The following is a 12930-nucleotide window of genomic DNA, read 5'->3' as shown; positions in this document are numbered from 1 at the left end:
TCCCGGCACCGCCGCATCCCCGGGACGGGACGGCGCCGTGCCCCGCCGCGCCAAGTCCCGCCCCCCACCGACAGATCGGAGTCGCCATGACACCGAAGACCGCCGCCGCCGCCGGCGCGCTGCTCGCCCTCGCGGCGCTGGCCGGCTGCGGCACGACCGGCGCCGCGCTCGCTCCGGCGGCGGGCGCCGGCCCCGTCGTGCTGGACGAAACCGCCGACCGCACCCGCGTCACCGTGGCCGCCGGCAGCACCGTCCGCACCGAACTGCACAGCACCTACTGGTCGCCCGCCACCAGCACCGACCCGGCGCTGCTCGCCCCCGCCGGACCGCCGTCCACCGCCGCCGGCCCGTCCTGCCAGCCCGGCGGCGGCTGCGGCACCGTCACCACCGCGTTCACCGCCCGCACGCCCGGCACGGTCCGGCTCACCGCCCACCGCAGCAGCTGCGGCGAGGCGAAGCCCTGCCCGCCCGGCGAACAGGACTTCACCGTCGAGGTGGAGGTCACCCGCTGACGGCGCCCCCGGCCCCCGCCTGGCGCGCGTCGTACACGGCGCGCGCCGCCGCGATCTCCCGCTGGTGCGCCTCCGTCCAGGTGACCAGCGAGCGGATGGTGGCGTGCAGCGTCCGCCCCAGCGGCGTCAGCGCGTAGTCCACCCGGGGCGGGACCACCGGGTGGACGGTGCGCTCCACCAGGCCGTCGCGCTCCAGCTGACGGAGCGTCACGGTGAGCATCCGCTGGCTCACCCCGTCGATCGCGCGGCGCAGCTCGGTGAAGCGCAGGGAGCGCCGGTCCAGCAGCGTGATCACCAGCAGCGACCACTTGTCGGCGATCCGGTCGAGGATCTGCCGCACCTCGCAGTCCTCCCGGACGTCCCACTGGAGCACCTCGTAGTCGCGGCCGGTACCCGCGCAGTGCGTCGGTTCCTTCAAAGTGCCTTCTTCCATGGCAGTTGATGCTGCCTCAGGATGACGAGCGGTTACAAGAGGGAACCGACCGGACGGAACGGAACCGCCGTCGGCCCTCGCCGCCCCCTCCCCGAGGAGCCTCAGGTGTCCGTGTCCTCCGCCCTGCCCGAAAACGGCCGCGAGCCCGCCGCCGGACCCCCGACCGGCCGAGCCGGGCGACCGGCCCGCGCGGATCGGCGGCCGGGACGCCGCCGTACTGGCCGTGCTGTGCGGGGCGATCTTCCTGGAGGGCATCGACGTGGCGATGCTCAACGTCGCCCTGCCGTCGATCCGTTCCGGCCTCGGCATGTCCACCGGCGCGCTGTCCTGGGTGCTCAGCGCGTACGTGCTCGGCTACGGCGGCTTCATGCTGCTCGGCGGCCGGGCCGCCGACCTGCTCGGCCGGCGCCGGATGTTCCTGCTCTGGCTGGGCGTCTTCGTCCTCTTCTCCGGCCTCGGCGGCCTGGCCACCGAAGGCTGGATGCTGATCCTCGCCCGCTTCGTCACCGGCCTGTCCGCCGCCTTCATGACCCCGGCCGGACTGTCCGTCATCACCACCGCCTTCGCCGAAGGACCGCGCCGCAACCGGGCGTTGCTGGTGTACGCCGGCACCGCCGCGGCCGGCTTCTCGCTCGGCCTGGTGGCCGGCGGCCTGCTCACCGCGATCGGCTGGCGCTGGGTGTTCTTCGCACCGGTGCTGCTGGCCGCCCTCCTGCTGGCCGCCGCCACCGTGCTGATCCCGCGCCAGGACGTGCCGCGGCGCCCGGCCGGCGAACGCTTCGACCTCGCCGGGGCGGTCACCGCGACCGCGGCGATGCTGCTGCTGGTCTACGGCGTGGTCCGGCTCGGCGAACCGGGCGCCGCGCCCGCCACCACGGCCGCGGTGCTGGCCGGCGGCCTCGCCCTGCTCACCGCGTTCGCCCTGATCGAACGGCGCTCCTCCGCGCCGCTGGTCCGACCCGGCCTGCTGCGCAACGGGCCGCTGCTGCGGGCCGACCTGGGCGCGCTGCTGTTCGCCGGATCCTTCTTCGGCTTCCAGTTCGTCACCACCCTCTACCTCCAGGACCTGCGCGGCTGGACCCCGCTGCAGACCGGCCTCGCCCTGCTCGCCGTCGGCGTGGACTCGGTGCTCGCCCCGACCCTCACCCCGAAACTGGTCGACCGCTTCGGCCACGCCCGGGTGATCTTCGGCGGCTTCCTGCTGGCCGCCCTCTCCTACGCCCTGTTCGTCCCGGTCGGCGCCGACTGGACGTACCCCATGATGTTCCCGACCATGCTGCTCACCGGACTGGCCTTCGCCCTCGCGTACGGCCCGCTCACCATCGCCGCGACCGAAGGCGTCGCCGAGCAGGAACAGGGCCTGGCCGGCGGACTCCTCAACACCGCCTTCCAGTTCGGCGCCGCGCTCGGCCTCTCGGCCGTGACCACCGTCGACCTCGCCGCGCTCGGCTCCGGCGCGACCCCGCTGGAGGCGTTCCGCACCGCGCTGGTGGTGCCGGTCGTCGCGGCCGCCCTCGGCGCGCTGGTCGCCGCGGTCGGCGCGGTCCGGCGGCGGGCGGCCTGACGACCCGTCACCACCGAGGCCCCCGGGGGATTGTCCGCCGGGGGCCCGGGGTGCGTCAGGGGCGCGGGTCGACGGGGGTGAGGGTGCCGAAGCGGGTTTCCAGGTGCTGGGCGGCGGTGAGGCAGAGGTCCTCGCGGAAGGGGCGGCCGACGAGTTGGACGCCGGTGGGGAGGCCGTCCGTGAGGCCGGTCGGGACGGCCACGGCGGGGGCGCCGACGAAACTGGTCAGCGAGCAGAGCCGCATGGCGGTGGTGACGCGGTCGCGGCTCTCCTGGTCGCGTGACTCCAGGCCGGGCTCGACCGGGGGCTCGGTGAAGACCGGGCCGAGCAGCAGCGGGTACTCGTCGAGGAACTCCGCCCAGGACCGGCGGATGTTCATCCAGGTGCCCATCAGGGCGATCAGGCCGGCCGCGTCGACCGGCGGCGTGGCGCGCATCGCGAAGTCGATGAAACGGTCGCCGCCCTCGCCGAGCAGGTGCCGGACCACCGGCCAGGCGGGCGTGAACTCGGCGACGGTGAGCCGGTGGTAGGCGTCGAAGGCCTCGTCGAAGCGGGGCACGTCCGGCACCTCGCGGACGTCGTAGCCGGCGTCGGACAGCGCCCCGGCGGCCCGCTCGACCGCCCGCCGGACCGTCGGGTGGACGCCGCGCCCGCCCGGATCGGCGACCACCGCGACCCTCGGCGGGCCGTCGAGCGGCGGGCCGTACAGCGGGGCGGGAACGGCCCGCGGATCGCGCGGGTCGGGGCCCGCCAGGCACTCGTACGCGAGTCGCAGGTCGGCCACCGTGCGGGCCAACGGGCCGTCCGCGACCAGGACCTGGGAGGCCGGGCCGGGGTCGTCCGGGCCCAGCATGCGCTGGTCGGCGGCGAACCGCCCGGCGGTCGGGTTCAGCGCCGCGACGCCGCAGAACGAGGCGGGGATGCGGATCGAGCCGCCCGAGTCGTCGCCCAGCCCGAGCGCGGCCATCCCGGTGGCGACCGCCGCGCCGTCGCCGCCGCTGGTGCCGCCAGGCGTCCGCGCGGCGTCCCAAGGGTTCAGCGTGTCGCCGTACAGCTCGCTGCGGGTGTGCATCCCGGACAGGATCAGCGACGGCATGTTGCTGTGGCCGATCGGGACCGCCCCGGCGGCGCGCAGCCGGGCCACCGGAATCGCGTCGGCCCCGGCCGTCATGCCCGCGAACCGGCGCAGCCCGAAGGTGGCCGCGAAACCCTCGACCCGGATGCACTCCTTGACCGAGAACGGCACCCCGGCGAGCGGACCGAGCCGCTCGCCGGCGGCCCGGCGCCGGTCGAGCCGGCGGGCGTCCTCGCGGGCCCGCTCGGCGAACAGCTGGGTGACGGCGTTGACGCGCGGGTTCACCGCGTCGATCCGGGCGAGATGGGCGTCCACCACGTCGAGCGCGGACACCTCGCCGCCGCGGACGGCCGCGGCGAGAGCGCCGGCGGAGAGCTTCCACATGGGCTTCTGTCCTCCTGGAGTCACTTTCCGATGCGCTCGCATCGGAACCGGACGCACTCTAGACCGTTAACCGATACACTTGCATCGAATTAATCGAGGGGAGGACGGAGCAGATGCCCAAGCAGGTGGACCACGAGGAACGGCGCCGCCGGATCGCCGACGCCGTCTGCGCCCTGATCGACGAACAGGGCCTGGAGGCCGCCACCCTGCGCGACGTCGCCGCCCGCGCCGAGGTCTCGATGGGCGCCGTCCAGCGCTGCTTCCGCACCAAGGAGGAGATGCTGCACTTCGCCGTCGCCCACATCGGACGGCAGGTCACCGAGCGGGCCCGCGCCCGGCTGCTCGCCGCCCCCGCGCAGTCCCCGGCCAGCACCGTCGGCCATCTCGCCCACGAACTCGCCCTGTTGCAGACCCGGTACCGCGCCCAGGCCCGCACCTGGCTCGCCTTCCTCGCCGCCGCCGCCGTCCACCCCGCGCTGGCGGCCGGCCTGCGCACCAGCTACGCCGAGCTGGAAGCCCTGCTCGCCCGGCTGATCGCCGACGCGACCGAGCAGTCGCTCGGGCCCGCGGCCGACCACCCGCTCTGGCCCGCGCCCGAGCGCCTCGACGCCGCCCGCGAGGCCCGCACCCTGCTCGCCCTCGCCGACGGCCTGACCGCGCACGTGCTGATCGGCCACCGCACCACCGAGGAGGCCGAGCAACTGCTGCACGACCACCTGGTCCGCCTCTGGGCCTGAGCCCGTCGACTCGCGGCCGTCGCGCGGAAAGCCGGTGACACCCGCCGGGTCGCCGACCCGCCGTTCCGGCTGCACCTGTCCGCCGGCCGACCCGGCGGCGCAGGCCCCACCCCGGGGGGCGGGTCAGGGGCGCTGATACCCCGTCAGGACGAGACCCGCCGCCCGCGCTCCTCCTCGGCGGCGACGGCGGCGCGCCCGGCCGCGTGCTGTGCTGGGACCGGCCTGCCCGGCCGTTCCGCGCACGCCCCGACCGAGGAGGCGCCCCCGTGAACCCGCCACCCGCACGCCGCAGGCAGTCCGCCTGCGGACTCCGCCGCAGGGCGGTGGCCGTCGCCGCCGGAGCCCTCGCGCTCGGCGCACCCGCCCCGCCCGCCCTCGCCGCACCTCCCCGGGCGGACACCGTCCAGCAGCGGCTCGACGCCCTGGTCGCCGCCGACGGCCTGCCCGGCGCGCTGGCCACCGTCCGCGGCCGCGACGGCCGCAGCCGCAACTACACCGCCGGGGTCGGGGAGCCGGCCACCGGCGCGAAGGTCCCGGCCGACGGGCAGGTCAGGATCGGCAGCAACACCAAGGCCTTCGTCGCGGTCGTCGTCCTGCAACTGGTCGCCGAGGGCCGGATCGGCCTGGACGCCCCCGTCGACAGCTACCTGCCCGGCCTCGTCCACGGCGAGGGCATCGACGGCCGGCTCATCACGGTCCGTCAGCTCCTCCAGCACACCAGCGGACTCGCCGACTACACGACGTTCCTCGACGTGTCCGGCCCCGAGCAGTACTTCGAGCCGCGCGAGCTGCTCGACCTCGCCCTCGCGCACCCGCCGGACTTCGCCCCCGGCACCGGCTGGAAGTACAGCAACACCGGCTACCTGGTGGCCGGACTGATCGTCCAGAAGGTCACCGGCCGCCCGCTCGGCGAGCAGATCACCCGGCGCGTCATCGACCGGATCGGCCTGCGCCACACCTACTTCCCCGCCCAGGGCGAGCTGATGATCCGTGAACGCCACCCGCACGGGTACGTGCTCGGGGAGCCCGGCCGACCGCCGCTGGACATCACCGAGATGGACCCGTCCTGGGCCTGGGCCGCCGGCGCCGTCGTCTCCACCGGCGCCGACCTGAACCGCTTCTTCGCCGCCCTGATCGGCGGCGAACTGCTGCCGCCCGCCCAGCTCGCCCAGATGCGGACCACCGTCCCCGCCCCGTACCTGGGGCCCGGCGCCCGCTACGGCCTCGGCCTGGCCAGCCGCCCGCTGCCCTGCGGCGGCCTTTTCTGGGGACACGGCGGCAGCATCCCCGGCTACCTCACCCGCGGCGGCGTCACCGAGGACGGCCGGGCCGCGAACATCGCGGTCACCGCGGCCCCGTCGGCCGAGGTCAGGCAGCGGGTGGCCGACGCGGTCGACGCGGCGCTCTGCCGCTGAGCGGGCCGGCGCCCCCGGGGCTGAAGAGAACGGACGTTTCCCGTGGGGGAGTTGGCACAGCGTCGGGGAGTTCTGTGCGATGGATCCGGTCGTGGGCGAATCGCGGTCGGCCGGCGCCCGGGCGGACCTAGTGTCGTGGGCGAAGGAAGCAGCGCCCCGGCGGAGACGCCCGGGCGAGGGAGCACCCGGACCCGGCTCCACCCGGTGTTCCGACGCTCCGCCGGCCTCCTTCGCGATCCGCCCCATCCGAATCGCCTCCCGAGGGGGAACCATGCGCAAGTTCCGTGCACTGGCCGCTGCCGGCGCCGTGGCCGCCACGCTGATGGCCGGAGTCGTCGCCGCGACGCCGGCTTCGGCCGCCACCACCTGCACCACCTGGAACGACGATGCCACCGCCGGCATCACCTGCTCCTACTACAACGGCTACAACTACGTCCGGGCCGTCGCCCACTGCACCAACGGCCAGGAGATCGCGGGCGCCTGGGCCCGCGTCAACACCGGCGCGTGGAGCTACGCGTACTGCAGCACCCTGGGCTCCGGCCTGTCCTACGCCTACAGCCAGGGCGGCAACTGATCCACCCCGGCCGGCCACCGAGGCCGGCCGGACGCGCGACCGGCCGGATCCGCGATCCGACCGGGCACAACACGCACTGCCGGGACCCCCGCGAGCGGGAGTCCCGGCAGTTTCGACGCCTGCGCGTCCTGACGAGGGGTCAGGGCTTCAGGTACAGGCGGGTCGGGTCGATGTTGGCGTACAGGTGGTGGTACACCGCGCCGCCGACCCGGGAGCCGGAGATCTGGAGCTGCTTGTAGGACACGGTCGGGACGGCCGGGACATCGGTCTTCGCGATGTTGTCCGCCAGCGCCATCCAGGCGGTCGCCGCCCGGTTCGGGTCCGTCTGGGTCTTGATCCGGTCGATCCGGCGGTTGACCCGCGGGTCGTTCAGCATCGAGTAGTTGGACGAGCCGTTGGCCACCGTCCGGCCGTCGAACACCGGCGGGATCACCGTCAGGCCGCTCGGCCAGTCCGCGCCCCACGCCGAGGCGTACATGTCGAAGGCGTTGTCGGTCTTGCCGATGGTGTCGTAGTAGTTGCGGCCCGGGATCGCGACCCGCTCCACGTCGAAGCCGGCCCGGTCGAGCGCGGCCTCGATCGCCGCCGAGTACTGCTGGCCGGCAGGCGTGTCGACGAACGCGTAGCGGATCTTCATGCCCAGCTTGTGCTCGGACTTGAGGATCCTGCGCGCCTTGTCGGGCTCGCCGTCCGGGTGCGCCACCTTGCCCAGCGGGTCGCTCGGGCGGTACCCCGGCATGGTCGGGCTGATGTAACTGCCCGCCAGCTCCGCACCCCACTGGCCGCCCTGGGCGTCGTACACCGCCCGGGTCGGAATGGCGTACGCCAGGGCCTGCCGCAGCCGGGTGTCGGTGATCCGCCGGGTGTTGAAGTTGATCTGCGCGACGTACGGCTGGTAGCCGGAGATGGCGCGGGCCGCCGTCGCCGGGTCGGCCATGACCGCGTTCGTGTGCGCGGCGTCGACCGAGTTGGTGAAGGACAGCGCCGTCTGGTCGTCGCCGACGTTGTCCATGATGCGACGGGTCGAGTCGACGGCCGACACCCCGAAGCTGATCTGGAACTTGTCCGGGTACTGGTGGCGGGCCGAGTCCGTGGCCGGATCCCACTGCGGGTTGCGGACCAGGGTCATCGAGACGCCCGGGGTGAAGTTCTCCACCCGGTACGGGCCCGACGCCACCGGGGCCGTGTCGTAGGCCTCCTTGGTGTCGCGCGCCGCCGGGACCGCCGAGTACCCGGCGAGCGCCAGCGCGTACGGCAGGTCCGGCTGCGCCTGCTGGAAGTGGAAGACGATCGTCTTCGCGTCCGGCGTGGACAGCACGCTGTCCGGCAGGTGGCTGCCGTTGTACGGGCCCTCCGGCAGCAGGTTGCGGTAGTCCGCGCCGCTGGTGTTCGCCAGCCAGTGCTGAAGGTACGTCGGACCGTTGGTGACGAACGGGGCGAACAGCCGCTCCACGGACTGGCGGATGTCGGCCGAGGTGATCGGCGTGCCGTCCTCCCAGCGGATGCCGCTCTTCAGCGTGTACGTCCAGGTCTTGCCGCCGTCGCTCATCCGCCCGCTGTCGGTGGCCAGGTCGCCGACCACCGAGTAGTTGCCGGCGTTGTCGAGGCGGTACGTGGTCAGGCCGCGGTCGATCAGGGTCGCCAGCTGCGCCTGGTTGTTGACGCGGACCTGCGCCGGGTCGAGGTGCCCGAAGGTGTCCTGCTGCAGCACGTTCAGGGTGCCGCCGGAGCTGGCCCCGGGCACCGGCTGGGCCGGCCCGGTGGACCCGGCGGCGTCGGCGAAGACGATCCCTCCGGGCGTGGAGGTCGCGCCGCCGGCCTTGGCGCCCGCGGCGCCGTCGGTCGAGGCCGCCGCGGCGGTGGTGGTGACGGTGAGGAGCAGCGAAGCCGCGACCGCGGCCGCCAGGGCGCTGCGGGCGCCGATCCCGTTCGCGGACGGGGCACCGGGCACGGATATGGCGGGCGTGCTGGTTCTGCGGGCCATCAAGTGGGTCCCCCCAAATAAAAGAATGCGGTCGAAGTGCGAGCGCCGGCGGATCCGCGGCCGATCGGACGGCGGCGTGCCGGGCGGGCTCGTCGGTGATGACTCTGGGGGCGCGGCCGTCACCGGTCAAGGGTGTGACCGGTGCGCTGTGTGAGCGGGATGGTTCGGAAATATGCAACGCGGAGGGGCTTGCAGGCCGCAATTCTTGACGGGTTGTTGTCAAGTCAAGTCCGCTTTGCGGAACGGCGGCCGACGCCGCGTCGGAAATGATTCGGCCAGCCCGGCCGGATGTCGGTGTACATGCATGTGAATTGCCCGGCGGGGCCGCCGGAATAGCGAACCGACAAAGTTGGTAGCGGTTTTGCATAGTGCAGGTATGGCGGCGCATTTCCACGGGCTTTCCCACTGGCGCTCGCGCCCGCCCGCGCCGCCGGCGCAGCAGCCACACCGGCCGCAGCCGTCGCAGCGAGCCCCGCCGGGCGGGGCGCCCCGGCCGGGACACCCCGCTCCGACCAGGGGCGTTACCGGCGCCAGTAGAGGTGGTGGGTGATCCCGCTGGGGCTCGGGACGGTGTCGTGGTGGTAGCGGTCGTTCAGCTCCTCGGGGGAGTCCCACAGCCGGAGGCCGGTGCCGAGCGCGAGCGGGGAGACGGCGATGTGGAGCGTGTCGACGAGATCGGCGTCCAGGAATTGGCGAATGGTGCTGACACCGCCGCCGAGGCGGACGTCCTGCCCCCGGGCCGCCAGCTTGGCCTGTTCGAGGACGACGGCGGGGGTGTCGTCGACGAAGTGGAAGGTGGTGTCGGAGAGGGTGAGGGAAGGACGGGGGTGGTGGGTCAGGACGAACACCGGGGTGCGGAAGGGCGGCTTCTCCCCCCACCAGCCCTGCCATTCGTGGTCGGCCCAAGGGCCGCGCTGAGGACCGAATTTGTTGCGCCCCATGATTTCCGCGCCGATGTTGCGGGCGAAATCCCGGGTGAAGCAGTCGTCCAGGCCGCGGCTGCCGCCCGGTTCGGTGCGCATCGGCCAACTCGCGGTCGCACCCGCCCAGGAGAACAGCCGCTCGGGCCGGTCGAGGCCGAACGGCCGTTCCAGCGTCTGCTGTTCACTCGGTCCGGCGGCGATGCCGTCGGAGGAGACGTTGAAGTTCATGACTCTCAGCAACTGGTTCACGTCGGTGCCTCGCACAGGTGGGTCGGTCGATGGTGGGCGAGGGGCGGGGTGCCGCTTCGCACCGTGAGGTCGGAGCCGGGGCGGCCGGATCGACATCGGCCCGCACCTTTCTTCCCGACGGCCGGTTCCACTCCCGCCGGCGGGCGCGGGAGCGATGATGAACGCATGGCTTTGTCGACGGAGTTGACGGAATTGCTGGGCGTGCGGCACCCGATCGTGCTGGCGCCGATGGGCGGGGCGGCCGGGGGAGCGCTGGCCGCCGCCGTCTCCCGGGCCGGCGGGCTCGGGCTGGTGGGCGGCGGCTACGGCGACCGGGAGTGGCTGGCGCGGGAACTGACGATCGTGGCCGAGGGCACCGACCGACCGTGGGGCGTCGGCTTTCTCAGCTGGGCGATCGATGCCGGCGCGGTGGAGCGGGCGTTGGAGTTCCGGCCCGCCGCGGTGATGCTCTCGTTCGGTGACCCGGGCCCGTTCGTCGAGCGGATCCGGAGCGCGGGCGCGCTCGTGATGGTCCAGGTCACCGACCTGGAGGAGGCCGCCCGTGCGGTGGACCTGGGCGCCGACGTGATCGTGGCGCAGGGAACCGAGAGCGGCGGGCACGGCGCCCGGCACGGGCGGTCCACCCTGCCGTTCGTGCCGGTCGTGGCGGACCTCGCCGCGCCCGTGCCCGTCCTGGCGGCCGGCGGGATCGCCGACGGCCGGGGCGTCGCCGCGGCGCTGGCCCTGGGTGCCGCCGGAGCGATGATCGGCACCCGCTTCCAGGCCACCGCCGAGGCCCTGGTCGACCCCTCCGTCGGCCGGGCCGTCGTCGAGGGACGCGCGCAGGACACCGAACGCAACGGCGTGCTCGACCTCGCCCGCGGCGCGAGCTGGCCGACCGAGAAGTACACGGCCCGCACGCTCGGCCACCCCTACCTCGACCGGTGGCGCGGCCGGGAGGCCGAATTGGCCCGCGACCCGCAGGCCCGCCAGGACTACCGGGACGACGTGGCCCGGGGAGCGATCCCCCCGGCGCCGGTCTGGGCCGGCGAGGCGGTCGACCTCATCACCGACCTGCCGTCCGCCGCCGACCTGGTCACCACCCTGGCCGCCCAGGCGGAGCAGGCACTCGCCCGCGCCGGACGGCACCGGCCGGGCGGAAGCTGACAGCAGGGGGCGGCTGCGGGCGGCGCGGCGCGCGGCCCTACGCTGCCCGGCATGGTCGAGTCTTCGAACGAGGCGCTTGCGCAACTGCTGGACCGCCAGGCGGACGGGCACGAACTGGTCGGGACGGAGGTGCTGTCCGCGCTGTTCGACGGCGGGGCGTTCGTCCCCTACACCCGGGAGGGGAAGGTGCTGTTCCTGCCGCCCGACGACCAGCCGCCCACGCTGCTGGTGTTCACCGGGGCGGAGGTCGGCGCGGACCTGCTGCCGTCGGCCGCGGGGACGGCGCACTTCGACGCGGCCCGCCTGCAGGACGTGCTGGAGAAGACCGGGGTCGGCGTGCTGGCGATCCGCTCCGCGCAGGGGCAGGCGATCATCCCCGACCACGTGCTGCGGGAGTGGGCGGCCTACCGCCCGGGCTCGACGATGACCTGCCAGTACACCACCGACCCGGTGGCCCGTGCGCTGCGGGCCGCGCTGGTGCGGCGGATCCGCGAGTTCCCGGCCGTGCGGTGCGCGTGGGTGTCCCGGGTGCGCTGGGAGACCAACGGGGACGAGCACCTGATGGTGCACCTCGCGGTCGACGAGCCCTCGCCGCGCCCGTCGGCGGACGCGCTGATGCGGGTGGTGCTGGGTGAGGAGGTCACCCTCGGCGAGGACCATCCCAAGGTCGGAATGATCGCGCTGCACACCGCCGAGAACGCCGACTCCGTCGCGGACCTGGACCGGATGGGCCTGGACACGGTGCGCCACGACCCGGCGACGGGCCGGGTGGAGGTGGTCTCCCGCGAGTACGGCGAGCCGCCGGCGGCCCCCGTCCCGACGAGCAGTGACCGCACCGACGCGCCGCCGGCCCGGCCCAAGGGCCGCTGGTTCGGCCGCTCCTGACGCCCCGTCGGCGCGGGGGCTCGCGGCCGCGGTCGTCGAGCTCCTGGAACTGGGTGGCCGCCGAGCACGTCAACTCGGTTCGGGGCCCGCGGATCCGGAGCGCGGTGCGGCACGGTTCGCGGGCGCCCCGCTCCTCGACCGCACGTCCCAGCGAAAGGCGAACCCGCCCGTGACCGTCGACCTCGACCTGTACTTCACCCGTCTCGGTTGGGACGGCGACCGGGCCCCCACCCTGCAGGCGCTGCGCTCCCTCCACCACGCGCACGTGCTCGGCATCCCGTTCGAGAACCTGGACGTGGTCGCCGGCCGCGCCCCGTCGCTGGACCTGGACGACCTCCAGGCGAAGCTGGCCGGATCCCGGCGCGGCGGCTACTGCTTCGAGCACAACAGCCTGTTCGCCGCCGTCCTCGACCGGCTCGGCTTCACCGTCACCCGCCTCACCGGCCGGGTCCGCTACGGCGCCCGCCCCGGCGAGCAGCGCCCGCGCACCCACATGGTGCTGGCGGTGGAGATACCCGGCGTCCCCGGCCGGTACCTCGCCGACGTCGGCTACGGCGTCACCGGCGCGCTGCTGGAGCCGCTGCCGATGATCCCCGGTCAGGTCCGCGAAGGCGCCGGGCGCCGGCACCGCCTCGTGGTGGAGGAACCCGGGAGCCCGTCACCGGTGTGGGTGATGCAGGCCCTCAAGAGCGACGGCTGGGAGGACCAGACCGCCTTCACCCTCGACCCGGCACCGGCCCCCGACCTCAACGTGGCCAACTGGTACACCGCCACCCACCCCCGCTCGCCCTTCCACCACCTGTACGTCCAGCGCACCCTGCCACCGGCCACCACCTGCTGCTCCACGGCACCACCCTCACCCGCACCGCCCCCGACGCCACCGAGACCCGGCACGAGGTCGGCACCGCCGAGGAGCTGGCCGGCCTCCTGGAGACCGAGTTCGGCATCACCCCGCCGCCCGACTTCCACCCCGGGGCCGCCCTCCTCCCCCTCGCACGCTGACCGGGCCTGCGGCGGGGCGTCAGGCGCCGGTGCGGAGCAGGTCGTGG

At 74.3% G+C, this 12930-nt stretch carries 12 protein-coding genes; 8 read left to right on the top strand and 4 right to left on the bottom strand.

The window, feature by feature from the left end:
• The first annotated feature begins 86 nt into the window (after window positions 1-86).
• Entirely contained in the window at window positions 87-512 is a 426-nt protein-coding gene (locus tag KCH_RS00350; RefSeq protein ID WP_035857982.1) for a hypothetical protein, read from the top strand.
• On the opposite strand, the gene KCH_RS00345 is transcribed toward KCH_RS00350, so the two are convergent.
• Window positions 502-945 (bottom strand): winged helix-turn-helix transcriptional regulator, encoded by a 444-nt coding sequence (locus KCH_RS00345; protein WP_035857980.1) that lies wholly within the window; start codon window positions 943-945, stop codon window positions 502-504. The genes KCH_RS00350 and KCH_RS00345 overlap by 11 nt on opposite strands.
• A gap of 193 nt (window positions 946-1138) precedes the next feature.
• Here KCH_RS00345 and KCH_RS00340 point away from each other — a divergent pair, with 193 nt between their 5' ends.
• Window positions 1139-2509, top strand: coding sequence for an MFS transporter (locus KCH_RS00340; RefSeq protein ID WP_035857978.1), 1371 nt, complete (start codon window positions 1139-1141; stop codon window positions 2507-2509).
• Between the two features lie 55 nt (window positions 2510-2564).
• Here the strand turns inward: KCH_RS00340 and KCH_RS00335 are convergent, their stop codons facing one another.
• The gene (locus tag KCH_RS00335; protein ID WP_035857975.1) at window positions 2565-3968 is read right to left on the bottom strand and encodes an amidase; all 1404 of its coding nucleotides are present in this window, start codon (window positions 3966-3968) and stop codon (window positions 2565-2567) included.
• A gap of 113 nt (window positions 3969-4081) precedes the next feature.
• Between KCH_RS00335 and KCH_RS00330 the strand changes: the two genes are divergently transcribed.
• The 3 genes from KCH_RS00330 to KCH_RS00320 all read left to right on the top strand — a co-directional run bounded on the left by KCH_RS00330 (window position 4082) and on the right by KCH_RS00320 (window position 6694).
• Entirely contained in the window at window positions 4082-4705 is a 624-nt protein-coding gene (locus KCH_RS00330) for a TetR/AcrR family transcriptional regulator (RefSeq protein WP_035857973.1), read from the top strand.
• Window positions 4706-4971: 266 nt separating this feature from the next.
• Window positions 4972-6120 carry a serine hydrolase domain-containing protein gene (locus KCH_RS00325; RefSeq protein ID WP_051652575.1) on the top strand — a complete coding sequence of 383 codons (1149 nt, stop codon included), beginning with the start codon at window positions 4972-4974 and terminating at the stop codon, window positions 6118-6120.
• A gap of 271 nt (window positions 6121-6391) precedes the next feature.
• Window positions 6392-6694: a hypothetical protein gene (locus tag KCH_RS00320; protein ID WP_035857970.1), complete on the top strand. Its 303-nt coding sequence runs from the start codon at window positions 6392-6394 to the stop codon at window positions 6692-6694.
• A gap of 139 nt (window positions 6695-6833) precedes the next feature.
• Here KCH_RS00320 and KCH_RS00315 read toward each other — a convergent pair whose 3' ends face one another.
• Together KCH_RS00315 and KCH_RS00310 are read right to left on the bottom strand one after the other, a co-directional pair.
• Complete coding sequence (locus KCH_RS00315) at window positions 6834-8678, bottom strand: ABC transporter substrate-binding protein (RefSeq protein WP_084223053.1); 1845 nt, start codon at window positions 8676-8678, stop codon at window positions 6834-6836.
• A 521-nt stretch (window positions 8679-9199) separates the two neighbouring features.
• Window positions 9200-9850: a dihydrofolate reductase family protein gene (locus KCH_RS00310; protein ID WP_035870326.1), complete on the bottom strand. Its 651-nt coding sequence runs from the start codon at window positions 9848-9850 to the stop codon at window positions 9200-9202.
• 165 nt (window positions 9851-10015) lie between these two features.
• On the opposite strand from KCH_RS00310, the gene KCH_RS00305 reads away from it, so the two are divergent.
• The 3 genes from KCH_RS00305 to KCH_RS00295 all read left to right on the top strand — a co-directional run.
• Window positions 10016-10996, top strand: a complete 981-nt coding sequence (locus KCH_RS00305) for an NAD(P)H-dependent flavin oxidoreductase (protein ID WP_035857968.1) — start codon at window positions 10016-10018, stop codon at window positions 10994-10996.
• Between the two features lie 51 nt (window positions 10997-11047).
• Complete coding sequence (locus tag KCH_RS00300; RefSeq protein ID WP_035857965.1) at window positions 11048-11881, top strand: hypothetical protein; 834 nt, start codon at window positions 11048-11050, stop codon at window positions 11879-11881.
• A gap of 169 nt (window positions 11882-12050) precedes the next feature.
• The coding region (locus KCH_RS00295; RefSeq protein WP_167573934.1) for an arylamine N-acetyltransferase family protein at window positions 12051-12930 on the top strand (880 nt) is incomplete at its 3' end.

It is taken from the genome of Kitasatospora cheerisanensis KCTC 2395 (assembly GCF_000696185.1).
GTDB lineage: Bacteria > Actinomycetota > Actinomycetes > Streptomycetales > Streptomycetaceae > Kitasatospora > Kitasatospora cheerisanensis.
Note: the sequence above shows the minus strand (reverse complement) of the source record. Positions and strands in the feature narration are given on the sequence as shown.

Bases quoted from the DNA above. Each gene is read 5' to 3' on its own strand.
- KCH_RS00350 (WP_035857982.1), top strand. From the start codon at position 87: ATGACACCGAAGACCGCCGCCGCCGCCGGCGCGCTGCTCGCCCTCGCG.
- KCH_RS00345 (WP_035857980.1), bottom strand. From the start codon at position 945: ATGGAAGAAGGCACTTTGAAGGAACCGACGCACTGCGCGGGTACCGGC.
- KCH_RS00335 (WP_035857975.1), bottom strand. From the start codon at position 3,968: ATGTGGAAGCTCTCCGCCGGCGCTCTCGCCGCGGCCGTCCGCGGCGGC.
- KCH_RS00330 (WP_035857973.1), top strand. From the start codon at position 4,082: ATGCCCAAGCAGGTGGACCACGAGGAACGGCGCCGCCGGATCGCCGAC.
- KCH_RS00320 (WP_035857970.1), top strand. From the start codon at position 6,392: ATGCGCAAGTTCCGTGCACTGGCCGCTGCCGGCGCCGTGGCCGCCACG.
- KCH_RS00315 (WP_084223053.1), bottom strand. From the start codon at position 8,678: ATGGCCCGCAGAACCAGCACGCCCGCCATATCCGTGCCCGGTGCCCCG.
- KCH_RS00305 (WP_035857968.1), top strand. From the start codon at position 10,016: ATGGCTTTGTCGACGGAGTTGACGGAATTGCTGGGCGTGCGGCACCCG.
- KCH_RS00300 (WP_035857965.1), top strand. From the start codon at position 11,048: ATGGTCGAGTCTTCGAACGAGGCGCTTGCGCAACTGCTGGACCGCCAG.